Origin of the sequence: Bacillus sp. FSL R5-0422, from assembly GCF_038610765.1 — a bacterium.
GTDB lineage: Bacteria > Bacillota > Bacilli > Bacillales > Bacillaceae > Bacillus > Bacillus pumilus_O.
This window is the reverse complement of the sequence record NZ_CP152014.1, coordinates 2,985,111-2,996,978: the sequence shown is the minus strand read 5'-3', so window position 1 is coordinate 2,996,978 and position 11,868 is coordinate 2,985,111. Positions and strand designations below refer to the sequence as shown.

General features: G+C 44.2%; 12 protein-coding genes. 11 read left to right on the top strand and 1 reads right to left on the bottom strand.

Going from position 1 to position 11,868, the window contains the following annotated elements; all coding sequences use genetic code 11:
* The first annotated feature begins 8 nt into the window (after positions 1-8).
* The 11 genes from MKX52_RS15445 to MKX52_RS15395 all read left to right on the top strand — a co-directional run bounded on the left by MKX52_RS15445 (position 9) and on the right by MKX52_RS15395 (position 11,617).
* Complete coding sequence (locus MKX52_RS15445; protein ID WP_342491897.1) at positions 9-1,031, top strand: polysaccharide pyruvyl transferase family protein; 1,023 nt, start codon at positions 9-11, stop codon at positions 1,029-1,031.
* A gap of 28 nt (positions 1,032-1,059) precedes the next feature.
* Positions 1,060-2,574 carry an MATE family efflux transporter gene (locus MKX52_RS15440; RefSeq protein ID WP_342490984.1) on the top strand — a complete coding sequence of 505 codons (1,515 nt, stop codon included), beginning with the start codon at positions 1,060-1,062 and terminating at the stop codon, positions 2,572-2,574.
* Positions 2,575-2,591: 17 nt separating this feature from the next.
* Positions 2,592-3,188 (top strand): sugar transferase, encoded by a 597-nt coding sequence (locus MKX52_RS15435; protein WP_041815933.1) that lies wholly within the window; start codon positions 2,592-2,594, stop codon positions 3,186-3,188.
* Positions 3,151-3,837 carry an acetyltransferase gene (locus MKX52_RS15430; protein WP_088001177.1) on the top strand — a complete coding sequence of 229 codons (687 nt, stop codon included), beginning with the start codon at positions 3,151-3,153 and terminating at the stop codon, positions 3,835-3,837. Before MKX52_RS15435 ends, MKX52_RS15430 begins: the two co-directional genes overlap by 38 nt.
* Positions 3,837-5,015, top strand: a complete 1,179-nt coding sequence (locus MKX52_RS15425; protein WP_088001302.1) for a DegT/DnrJ/EryC1/StrS family aminotransferase — start codon at positions 3,837-3,839, stop codon at positions 5,013-5,015. Before MKX52_RS15430 ends, MKX52_RS15425 begins: the two co-directional genes overlap by 1 nt.
* Positions 5,016-5,164: 149 nt before the next feature.
* Positions 5,165-6,787 (top strand): nickel ABC transporter substrate-binding protein, encoded by a 1,623-nt coding sequence (gene nikA, locus MKX52_RS15420; protein ID WP_088001179.1) that lies wholly within the window; start codon positions 5,165-5,167, stop codon positions 6,785-6,787.
* 18 nt (positions 6,788-6,805) lie between these two features.
* Positions 6,806-7,750 carry a nickel ABC transporter permease subunit NikB gene (gene nikB / locus MKX52_RS15415; protein ID WP_144471489.1) on the top strand — a complete coding sequence of 315 codons (945 nt, stop codon included), beginning with the start codon at positions 6,806-6,808 and terminating at the stop codon, positions 7,748-7,750.
* Positions 7,747-8,580, top strand: coding sequence for a nickel ABC transporter permease subunit NikC (gene nikC / locus MKX52_RS15410; RefSeq protein WP_216888895.1), 834 nt, complete (start codon positions 7,747-7,749; stop codon positions 8,578-8,580). Before nikB ends, nikC begins: the two co-directional genes overlap by 4 nt.
* Positions 8,581-8,584: 4 nt before the next feature.
* Positions 8,585-9,400: an ABC transporter ATP-binding protein gene (locus MKX52_RS15405; RefSeq protein WP_342490983.1), complete on the top strand. Its 816-nt coding sequence runs from the start codon at positions 8,585-8,587 to the stop codon at positions 9,398-9,400.
* 13 nt (positions 9,401-9,413) lie between these two features.
* Positions 9,414-10,229 (top strand): nickel import ATP-binding protein NikE, encoded by an 816-nt coding sequence (nikE, locus tag MKX52_RS15400; RefSeq protein ID WP_342490982.1) that lies wholly within the window; start codon positions 9,414-9,416, stop codon positions 10,227-10,229.
* 62 nt (positions 10,230-10,291) lie between these two features.
* The gene (locus tag MKX52_RS15395) at positions 10,292-11,617 is read left to right on the top strand and encodes an MATE family efflux transporter (RefSeq protein WP_342490981.1); all 1,326 of its coding nucleotides are present in this window, start codon (positions 10,292-10,294) and stop codon (positions 11,615-11,617) included.
* Between the two features lie 20 nt (positions 11,618-11,637).
* Here MKX52_RS15395 and yvfG read toward each other — a convergent pair whose 3' ends face one another.
* Positions 11,638-11,853, bottom strand: a complete 216-nt coding sequence (yvfG, locus tag MKX52_RS15390) for a protein YvfG (protein WP_003213121.1) — start codon at positions 11,851-11,853, stop codon at positions 11,638-11,640.
* Between the last annotated feature and the right edge of the window lie 15 nt (positions 11,854-11,868).

Genomic DNA, 11,868 nt, shown 5'->3' with positions numbered 1-11,868 from the left:
TGATGAGATTGACATTGCAGCAATTGAAGGCGCACGCCGCAGAGTGGCTGCTCTTAAAGGTGAAATATCCACTTGAATACCGACTAAGCCGCCAAAGCCTGCCAGAGCGAAGTCATCAGAAGAAAATCATTCTCATGCTGCTGCCAGGGCATGATAATTTAGGCGATCATGCCATTGCCTATGCGAGTTATTGTTTTTTAAAAGAGCACTTTCCTGCCTACGATATCATGGAAGTGGACATGAAAGAGATCTATCGCCTCGCCCGTCCGTTAAAGCGTATGCGGCATCCAGAGGACATCGTTTGTATCATCGGTGGGGGCAATATGGGAGACTTATACCGTTATGAAGAATGGACGAGACAATTTATCATGAAAACCTTCAAGTCCTACCCCGTGATTCAATTGCCGGCAACTGTCCATTTTACAGAAACAAAGAGAGGGAAAAGAGAGGAACGCCGCGCCATTCAAACATACAAACACCATCCAAGGCTGCTTCTCATGGCAAGAGATCAAACAACCTACACTTGGATGAAACAGCACTTCCCTGATCAAGATGTATGGAAACAGCCTGATATGGTGCTGACATTAGATGAATCGACTAAGGAACCAAAACGTGAAGGGGTTCTACTTTGTTTGCGAGAGGATAAGGAAGCGTATCTCACTGAAAAGGAGCGGCAGCAGCTAAAGCAGCATATTCAAGAGACGTATGATCCAGTCGGTTTGATTACAACGACAATTGGCAAACGAGTTGATCGAACGACTCGCCTAGATGAATTATCTGCGTTATGGACAGAGTTACGTAAGGCGCAGGTCGTCGTCACAGATCGGCTTCACGGTATGATTTTTTGTGCGATTACAAAAACACCGTGTGTTGTCCTCAGGTCGTTTGATCATAAGGTGATGGAAGGGTATGAATGGGTGGCACATCTTCCTTTTTTGACGCTATTGAAAGAACCGAGTGAGGCGTCTGTGAAAGAGGCAATTCATCAGCTAATGAAAACGAGCGGCCAAAAGGGAGAGGAAGCTGGATGAGGGCTTTTACACGCTGCGTGAAATTAAAATGAATCGAGCATTTCTTTACAACGCCAGTGCAAACATCATGACGTTTGTCTTGATGATGCTAATGTCTGTTTGTTTAACGCCGTACATCGTTCATACACTTGGAGTTGAAGCATTCGGCTTAATCCATCTGACGCAAAATATGATCAACTATTTATCGGTTATCACGGCTTCATTAAGTGCTGTTGTGGTGCGCTTTTTTTCTGTGGCGGCTCATAAAGGGGAAATCGAGAAGGCGCAGCGCTATCTCTCATCTTATTTCGTCAGTTCTGTTTTTTTATCGATCAGTCTGTTTCTGTTTTGTCTGTTCATGTCCCGCCAATTAGTAGAGTGGCTTCATGTGCCTGATGATCTCGCAAAGGATACACAGACCGCCTTTATATTAGGGGGTCTTTTATTTATGCTCAATTTTGTCATGTCGGGCATTGGGGCTGCGCCGTTTTATGCGAATAAGTTGTATGTATCAAGTATTGGTCAGACCATTCAAATGTTTTTGAGGGCACTGATGATTGTGATGCTGTTTACATGGACGGCACCCGCCATCTGGCATATTCCACTTGCGGCTGTGATAGGAAGCTTGGCGGCTATGGGAATAGGTATCTATTATTTTAAAAAACTCATCCCTTGGTTTTCGTTTAAGTGGCGGCACGTTTCACTATCTTCTAGTCTCACACTTGTTCGATCAGGGGTCTGGCATTCTTTTGAGCAAATGGGAATTTTACTATTTCTACAGATTGATTTATTGATGACGAATCTGCTCATTGGAGCGGAAGCGACGGGACAGTATGCGGCGATATTACAATTTCCATTACTATTACGCACACTCGCAGGAACATTGGCGGTTGTGTTTGCCCCAACGATTACGAAATTTTACTCGAATCAAGATGAAGAAGGTCTCATCCAATATGCAGCCAGTGCCATTAAGTGGAGCGGATTATTTGTCGCGTTTCCAGCCGCTCTGCTCGGAGGACTTGCCGGTCCACTCATGCTTTTATGGCTTGGACCTGCCTTTGAAGAGCTGAAATGGCTTCTCATGATTCATGCTGCTTATTTATGCTTGACCTTGATGTTTTTACCGCTGACATATGTACCCACCGCTTTTAATCGATTGAAGGTTCCGGCGGTGGTCACGCTCATATTAGGTGTATCCAATGTGCTTTTTGCCTATGGATTGACTCATATGCTTCAGCTTGGTTTATATGGCATTGCATCAGCGGGAGCGATTGTTTTATTGATCAAAAATATCGTGTTTCTGCCATTTTATACGGCCCGCATCACGAAACAGAAACGGACCATCTTTTATAAACATACAATCGTTCCACTTGCAGGAGCGCTCATGATTTGGGGCGTCTGTGCAGGAATTCAAGCAATTTATGACGTGACCTCATGGTGGGAGCTGTTTTGTATTGGCGGTTTTTGTTTCTTTCTTTATTTGGGCTACTTGTATCAATTTGCAGAAACAAAACGAGAGCGGCAGCAGCTGGTGAGTAAGGTGAAACAAGCTGTTTCCCGCTAGTGAGATAAGGAGATTTCATGATGAAAAGAATGTTAGATGTGATGGTGGCATTGACGCTGCTCATCGCAGGCAGTCTTCTTTTTCTTCTGCTGTATGGACTGATTCGGTGGAAAATTGGGACGCCTGTGTTGTTTCGGCAGAAGCGGCCTGGTCTATATGGCCGGCCATTTATGCTGTATAAATTTCGGACGATGACCGATGAACGCGACGAGCATGGGGTGCTCCTGCCAGATCATCTTCGATTAACAAAAACCGGCGCCTTGATTCGCAAGCTCAGTCTTGATGAATTGCCGCAGCTAGTCAATGTCCTAAAAGGAGAGCTTAGTCTCGTTGGACCAAGGCCGCTTTTGATGGAGTATTTGCCAATGTATACAGAGGAGCAAGCAAGGCGCCATCTTGTCAAGCCTGGCATTACTGGATGGGCACAGGTGAATGGAAGGAACACGATCTCCTGGGAGGAGAAATTCACCTATGACCTCTGGTATGTCGAGCATCAATCATTTTGGCTTGATATGAAAATTTTATGGATGACCTTGCTGAAAGTGATCAAAACAGAGGGGGTGCAGCAGCCGCATCATGCCACAGCTGAAAAATTCAAAGGAACCGATATGTAAAGAGCAACCGATTGGTTTAATTGGTGCTGGTGGGCATAGCAAAGTCATTCAAGAAATGATTGCTGCCCATCCCGATTACTCATTATGCGCTGTATTAGATGATCAATTTGAAGAAACTACGACTAAAAGCAGTATCTTGTATGGACCGATCTCTATGAGTCAAGAGCTGAGAGAGACAATACCGCATATGAAATGGCTGATTGCGATTGGACAAAATGAGAGCAGACAGTTAGTAAAGGAACGCCTCGCTTTTGGAAACACGGCATTTGCCACACTCATCCATCCACGGGCGGTCGTAAGTCCATCAGCGATCATTGGAAGGGGAGCTGTCGTGATGGCAACGGCAGTCGTTCAAGCAGATGCAGCAATCGGTGAACATGCGATTATCAACACAGGATCAATCGTAGAGCATGACTGTATACTCGAATCGTTTGTGCATCTGTCACCGGGAGCAGTGTTAACTGGCTGTGTGTCTGTACGAAAGGGTACACATATAGGGGCAGGTGCTGTTGTGATTCCCGGGACATCGATCGGAAGCTGGACAATCATTGGCGCAGGAGCCACAGTCACAAGAGATATACACGATCAGAAAGTCGCTGTAGGCATACCTGCAAGAGAAATCAAAGATCGGAGAGAGGGTGGGAAATGATGAAAGAAAGGAAACGAATTTACTTATCACCTCCACATATGAGCGGAAAAGAGTATTTGAAAATAGAGGAAGCCTTCAAGAGCAACTGGATTGCACCGCTGGGACCTCTTGTGAATGAATTTGAGCAGGCAGTTGCGCACTATGCAGGAGTGAAGGCAGGAGCGGCTTTATCTTCTGGAACAGCAGCCATTCACCTCGCATTAAAGCTTATTGGTGTTCAAAAAGGAGACATGGTCTTTTGTTCCACCCTCACATTTGTGGCAACTGCAAATCCAATTTTATATGAACAAGCGACACCCGTTTTTATTGATTCTGAAATAGATACATGGAATATGTGCCCGCTTGCTTTAGAGAAAGCCTTTGAGGAATCAAAACGACTCGGAAAAAGACCACGTGCAGTCATAGTCGTGCATTTATATGGACAAAGCGCAAAAATGGACGAGATCATGGCGTTGTGTGAAGCATACGATGTACCAGTCATTGAGGATGCGGCTGAATCGTTAGGCGCTCTATATAAAGGAGAAAAAAGCGGCTCAATGGGCAGGTTCGGTGTCTATTCGTTTAATGGAAATAAAATCATTACAACATCAGGCGGCGGAATGCTTGTGAGTGATGATGAAGCTGCGATCGAACGCTGCCGCTTTCTCGCTTCGCAGGCTAGAGAGCGCGCGATGCATTATGAGCATCAAGAGATAGGATATAACTATCGTATGAGCAACCTACTAGCAGGCGTCGGGATCGCTCAAATGGAAATATTGGACGAGCGTGTTGAACAAAAGCGCCACATTTTCAAGCGGTACCATGATGCATTATCTAAAGTAGAAGGTCTTTATTTCATGCCAGAATATCAAAACACCAAGTCTAACCGTTGGCTAACGACATTGACTATTGATTGTGAAAAGCAAACATCTCCAGTGGACATCATTGCTGCACTAGAAAAAGAACAGATCGAAGCAAGGCGTGTATGGAAGCCGCTGCACCAGCAGCCGCTCTTTCGTGATTGCCTCTTTTATTCGGCTGCGAAAGGCACTCCCGTATCTGAGTTGTTATTTGAAACAGGGCTTTGTCTCCCCTCTGGAACAAGTATGACAGAAGCTGAACAGGATCGTATCATTGACATACTTCGTCATGCCCTGCGAGAAAAAACAATCCCCTCTTCACAGGCTGCTCACTCGTAAGCAGCCTGCCTCTCTTTTTATCAAATTCACCATTTAGTGGGATAAATAGGAATAAGTATTGTCAATTCGATTTAAATATGATATTGACAACGAGGACCTTCCTCCTTAAAATGAAAATGATTATCAGAATCAATTAGGAGGAACATCTTATGTCGATTTGGAGCCATTTTTTTCCGAAAATTAAAATAAATACAGTCATCCCTTTCCTGCTTATCTTTTTATTAGTAGGCTGCTCTCAAGCAAACAATGGAGCAGGTGGAGATAAGGATCATCCTGACATGATCACGATGGCCTGGCCGAGAGATATTGGCGAAATGAATCCGCACGTATACAACCCATCACAATTGTTCGCGCAATCAATGATTTACGAGCCATTGGTTAGCTATCAAAAGAATGGAAAGCTAAAACCTGAATTAGCGAAATCATGGGATGTGTCAAAGGATGGCAAGGTGTACACGTTCCATCTAAGAGACAAAGTGACATTTTCAGATGGATCTGAGTTTAATGCAAACATTGTGAAAAAGAACTTTGATTCCATCTTGAAAAACAAGGATATACATAGCTGGTTAGGTGTGATAAAAAAAATTAAAAAAACAGAAGCAGTAGACAAGAAAACGTTTAAACTCACATTAACAGAGCCATATTATCCAACTGTTCAAGAATTAGCCGTTGTCCGCCCGGTTCGTTTTCTAGGCGAAGCAGGCTTCCCTAAAAACGGAGATACATCAAAAGGAATTGAAAAGCCTGTAGGGACAGGCCCTTGGGTATTAAAAACATATCAAAAAGATGACTATGCTATTTTTGAACGGAATGATCATTATTGGGGAGAAAAACCAAAGGTCAAAGAAATCAAAGTCAAGGTCATCCCAGATGCGGAAACGAGAGTTATGGCATTTGAAAAAGGTGATGTAGATGTCCTTTATGGAGAAGGAACCATTAGCTTAGATGCCTACAAACAGTTAGAGGCAAGCGGCAAGTATGAAACAAAAATGTCAGAGCCTGTAGCAACGAGACAGCTTGTCATGAACACAAAAGTCGATCAGCTGTCAGATGAGAAAGTGCGACACGCCCTTCAATATGCGATCAATAAGAAATCAATGGTAGAAGGTGTCACCTCTGGCTTAGAGGATGAAGCAGATCACATATTGCCGACCAACATGCCTTACACATCCGATATTAAGGTGAAGTCGTTCCAATATGATGTAGACAAAGCGAAAGCATTGCTGGATGAAGCAGGCTGGACACTTCCAAAAGGAAAAACCGTTCGTGAAAAAGATGGAAAAACGCTTGAATTTAGTATGATGTATGATTCAGCAGAATCAATTCAAAAAGCGATGGCGGAGACGCTTCAAGCAGAATGGGGTGCCATCGGTGTTGGCGTCAAACTTGAAGGTGTGGAGCTGGCAACACAGGTGCAGCGCTTTAAAGCCAACAAGTTTGATATGAACTTCTTTAGCAACTACGGAGCGCCATATGATCCGCATACATTTATGAACGTCGTCTCATCAGATGGTTTTGGATTCAAAGAAGCCATCTCAGCCTATCCAAATAAGGACAAGCTGATCAAAGAAATGAGCGAAATTCCATCAACAACCAATGAAAACAAACGAAAAGCACTTTATTCGTCTGTCTTATCTTCATTACAGGATCAAGGAGCGATTGTGCCAATCTCTTATTTTAAAAAGACAGCCGTTTATCAAAAAAATGTGAAGGACTTTGAGTTCCCAGCAAATCGCGATGAACATCCATTCACAGGTATTAAGCTGAAGTAATAGAAGGAAGGTTAGGAAATGGGCCGCTATATCGTCAAACGCATGCTATCAATCATCCCTGTATTTTTATTAGCCACTCTTTTCACGACTGGTATGATTCACCTTTCTCCAGTTGACCCGGCGGAGGCATATTTAGCAGCGGCTCATATCCAGCCAACGGATGAAATATTAGCACAAAAACGAAGTGAATTTGGATTAGACCAACCGTTTTATATGCAATATCTTCACACCATTGAAAAAGTCATTCATCTTGATTTTGGTAAGTCATATATGTCTAACCAGCCTGTGCTTCATGAGGTAATCTATAGAATACCAGCGACAATTCAATTGGCGCTAACTAGTCTACTGATTGCTATCTGTGTCAGCATTCCACTCGGCTTTTTCAGCGGCATGAGGAAAAATGGGATTGTTGATCATGTGAGCCGGCTCGTTTCTTTCTTAGGAGCATCTATCCCGACGTTTGTCTTGGGGTATTTGCTCATCTTCTTTTTTTCAGTGAAGCTCGATCTTCTACCGGTTGAAGGGGTCGGAACATGGGCGCATCTCATCCTGCCGTCGGTCACACTGGCCGTCCCTTTAATTGCGATGTATACAAGGCTCTTACGATCAAGTGTGAGTGAGGCGCTGCAAGAGCCGTTTGTTCAATATGCGAGAATCAGAGGATTAAAGGAACGGTCGATCATGTTCAAGCATGTATTGAGAATTGCGATATCGCCAATGCTGACAGGGCTTGGGGTAAATCTTGGCAAGCTGCTCACAGGAACCATTATCGTCGAGGCAGTTTTTTCATGGCCAGGGTTTGGGCGCTTCTTTATTGAAGCGATCTTTAATCGGGATCTGCCGGTCATTCAATTCTATGTCCTCATGGCAGCATGTATCTTTATCTTGAGCAGCTTGATTGTGGACTTACTTCAGCTGATCATTGACCCCCGTATTTCCAGAAAGGAAGGCCGCCAGTCATGATGACAAAAGGAAAATATCTCTTCTCTCATCAAAAGATGATCTCGATCTGCGTGGTGCTCCTTGGTCTATTGCTGATTGTCACAATATGTGCACCGTGGATTGCCCCGCATGATCCGGCGGCTGTCAATCTAGCGATGAAGCTAAAGGGGTCATCGTGGGAGTATCCTCTTGGGACAGATCAATTAGGCCGATGCAATTTATCACGAATTTTATATGGTGCCCGTGTTTCACTAGGCTGTGCGTTATTAATCTTTCTCTCTTCTTTATTGATTGGGTTAATCGTTGGGTTGTTGTCAGGTTATAAAGGCGGCTGGATCGATCACGTCTTAATGAGAATCTGCGACGGGATCATGGCATTCCCGAACCTAGTGCTGATCCTCGGACTAGTCGGCATCTTCGGTCCTGGACTTTCTCAAGTTGTGCTGGCTTTGATGCTTGTACAATGGGTATACTATGCTCGCGTCTTCAGAGGAATGGTACTCAGTTTAAAGGAACAGAACTTTATTGCCGCGGCGAAAATTAGCGGGACATCCCACTGGAATATCATGAGAAAGCATATGATTCCAAATGTCTTGCCGCCACTCGCTGTCATTGGCACACTTGAAATGGGCTGGGCGATTATGGACATTTCAGCAATGTCCTTTCTCGGATTAGGCGTTCAGCCTCCTATGCCAGAATGGGGAGCGATGATACATGAAGGAAAATCGTATATTCAAACGAATCCGCAGTTGATGCTGTATCCAGGTCTTGTCATCATGGCTGTCGTCGTTCTTTTTAATTTACTAGGAGAAGCCCTTTCAGAGAAATATGGTATCAAACGCCGAGTGTAAAGGAATGATCAATGTGCAAGAGTCCATTTTACAAATAGAGAACCTGCATGTGCAGACGAAAACGCCTCATGGGACAACCTCTCTTATTCAGGACGTATCGTTTGAAGTAGGGCGTGGTCAAATCGTTGGATTAATAGGTGAGAGCGGCTGCGGCAAAACAGTGACAAGTATGTCGATCTTACATATGCTTGACCGGAAAACAACGGATGTTACTGGCAGCATCACATTACAAGGACGAGAATTGATCGATATGAGTGAAAGGGCTATGCGTTCTATTCGGGGTAAGGACATCTCGTATATTATGCAAAATCCAATGAACAGCTTTACGCCAGTGTGGACGATCGGTCATCAGCTGATTGAAACCATCCGCCGGCATACCACTGTTAGTAAAAGGCAGGCAAAAGCGAAGGCGATGGATGCGTTAGCGCAGATGAATCTGCCACAGCCAGACAAGCTATTAAACAAGTATCCTTTTGAACTAAGCGGCGGCATGCTGCAACGTGTCATGATTGCCATGGCTGCCTGTATGCACCCGCCTCTCCTCATAGCAGATGAACCAACAACTGCTTTAGATGTACACACGCAGAAACTGGTGCTGGAGCATCTGAACCACATTCGTCATGAGTATGGAACCGCCATTTTGCTCATTACTCACGACCTTGGCGTCATTGCAGAAATGGCAGATCAGGTTGTTGTCATGAGGCAGGGAGAAATGGTAGAGAAAGCAGAAGTGCTGGAGCTTTTTGAAAACCCAAAGCATGATTATACAAAGAAACTATTAGCAGCTCGTCCATCCATCCCAGCTGTTTGCCCGATTTGAGGTGAGAAGACCCTTGCATTTATTAGAAGTGAAAGCAGTTAGTCATTCATACAACAACCGGTCGTTTCTGATGAGAAAAAAAGGCGCAGACCAAGTTTTAAACAGCGTCGATTTAATCATTGAAGAAGGCACGTGCGTCGGATTGCTGGGGCAAAGCGGCGCAGGGAAAAGCACGCTAGGCCGTATCATACTTGGTCTAGAGAAGCCAAAAGCCGGTCAGGTTCTCTTTGAAGGGCAGGATATTTATTGTGCAGATCAACGAACACGCAAACATTATCGCCGGCATGTGCAAGCGGTGTTTCAAGATTCGTACTCGGCGGTCAATCCAAGGTGGACAGTCGAACAAATTTTATCCGAGCCGCTTGAAAACTATGAAACCATGAGCCGAAAAGAACGTAGAAGCGTGCTCATCCATTGGCTGGAAAGAGTCGGGCTCAGTGAAAAGGATTTGTCTAAATATCCGCATCAATTCAGCGGTGGTCAGCTGCAAAGGATCAACATTGCTAGAGCCTTATTGCTGCAGCCAAAGCTCGTCGTACTGGATGAATCCGTCAGCAGTCTAGACATGGTCACACAGGGTGTCATTTTAGATTTATTAGTAGAATTAAAGAAGGAACTAGGTGTCGCTTACTTATTTATTACACATGATATGACGGCAGCCTATCACTTAAGTGATCAATTGGCGATATTGGATCAAGGTGAACTTGTTGCTCAATTTCAATCAAAGGATGATTTCTTTTCATCAGAAGAGAAAGCGGTGCAAAAAATGAGAGATGCAATGCTCGCAGACCATCCTTTGTCCCGAACGATTGGTAGACCGATTCGATAATTCTTTATTTCAGCAATGCCTCTTTTAGAAGAGGCTATTTTTCATGAAAGGCAGGTGGCATCGTGAACCATCGAGCGTATTTAGCTTTAGCCATTCCTTTAACCATCTCAACGATGACAACTCCATTACTTGGAGCTGTTGATACAGCTGTTGTCGGTCAGCTTGCCAATCCCGCCTATATTGGAGGCGTCGCGGTTGGCAGTCTTATTTTCAGTACACTCTATTGGCTCTTTGGTTTTTTGCGGGTGAGTACATCTGCTTTTGCCGCTCAGGCAAACGGGGCGCAGAGTGAAGAGCAGGGCGTACTTGCTTTTCTAAGACCCTTTTTAATCGCCATCATTGTCGGCCTTTGTTTTATTGCTCTGCAATGGCCTATTATTCAATCTGCTTTTCTCGTGATCTCTCCCGCTGCGGATGTTCGGCAATTTGCAGCAGATTACTTTCATATTCGGATTTGGGGTGCGCCGTTTACCTTGATGAATTATGTGATATTAGGCTGGCTGATGGGGATGGCAAAAATGAAAGAAGCTCTCTCTTTACAAATCTTGATCAATGTCATGAATATGGTCCTTGCCCTTCTGCTTGTTCATGTGTTTTCGTTTGCAGTCAAAGGGGTGGCGGCTGCGACATTGATATCTGAATTAACCGCCTTTGTGCTAGGCGCATGGATCATCATGAAGCATTCAAAAAACGGGTTCCAAATGCCGTCTATTAAGAAAATCATGGATACACAGGCAGTGCAGAAAATGTTTCATGTGAATAAAGATTTGTTTATTCGAACGATTTGTCTGCTCGTCGTGATTAACATGTTTACAGCAAAAGGAGCCTCTTTTGGAACAGAGATGCTGGCGGCCAATGCTATCTTATTTCAAATTCACTACATCATGGCTTATTTGTTCGATGGTTTTGCCAATGCATCCAGCATCCTTGTGGGCAGATCAGTTGGAGCAAATGACCGCACCCTTTATGAGAGAACTTTAACCCTCTCAAGGCAGTGGGCACTTGTTATGGCATGCCTCATTGCGTCGGTTTATTTTATCTTAAAAGAGCCGATCTTGGGCTTGTTTACAAATCTTCCGCGTCTTCTAGATGTGACATTAGGCTATGCAGACTGGCTCGTTCTCTATCCGTTTGCCGCTTGTTTCGGTTTGGTCATATACGGCGTATTTACAGGTGCAACAGAAATTGCCCCTGTCAGAAATTCGATGCTGTTTGCGATGGTCTTGTTTATCGTTGTTCAAGCAGCAGTTACGCCTATTTGGCACAATCATGGTTTATGGTTTTCCTTTATCATCTATACAGTTGGACGGTCTGGCTTTTTGATGATGTACAAATCAAGGCTTGATCAGAAGCTTTTCGCAAAAGAAAAACACCCTTTGCCATTATGACAAAGGGTGTTCTTATTCAATCATTCACTTTCTTTTTTCACCTTTTGATACGCCTCATCAAGATGCTGAATACGCTTCAAAACCACAGCGTTTTTGGTCAGCTGATCTTGTACAAGTGTTGACACCACTGAGCGGTAATAGGCATTCATTGCATGAATTTTATCTTCATTTTGATTCATGGCGATGTGCTGTTTCAAGTTGTCAACAAAGTATGGAACGGAAAAAAGTTCAGACATGGGAATCACTCCTAT

Bases quoted from the DNA above. Each gene is read 5' to 3' on its own strand.
- MKX52_RS15425 (WP_088001302.1), top strand. From the start codon at position 3,837: ATGAAAGAAAGGAAACGAATTTACTTATCACCTCCACATATGAGCGGA.
- MKX52_RS15430 (WP_088001177.1), top strand. From the start codon at position 3,151: ATGCCACAGCTGAAAAATTCAAAGGAACCGATATGTAAAGAGCAACCG.
- nikB (WP_144471489.1), top strand. From the start codon at position 6,806: ATGGGCCGCTATATCGTCAAACGCATGCTATCAATCATCCCTGTATTT.
- MKX52_RS15440 (WP_342490984.1), top strand. From the start codon at position 1,060: ATGAATCGAGCATTTCTTTACAACGCCAGTGCAAACATCATGACGTTT.
- nikC (WP_216888895.1), top strand. From the start codon at position 7,747: ATGATGACAAAAGGAAAATATCTCTTCTCTCATCAAAAGATGATCTCG.
- MKX52_RS15435 (WP_041815933.1), top strand. From the start codon at position 2,592: ATGATGAAAAGAATGTTAGATGTGATGGTGGCATTGACGCTGCTCATC.
- nikA (WP_088001179.1), top strand. From the start codon at position 5,165: ATGTCGATTTGGAGCCATTTTTTTCCGAAAATTAAAATAAATACAGTC.
- MKX52_RS15405 (WP_342490983.1), top strand. From the start codon at position 8,585: ATGATCAATGTGCAAGAGTCCATTTTACAAATAGAGAACCTGCATGTG.
- yvfG (WP_003213121.1), bottom strand. From the start codon at position 11,853: ATGTCTGAACTTTTTTCCGTTCCATACTTTGTTGACAACTTGAAACAG.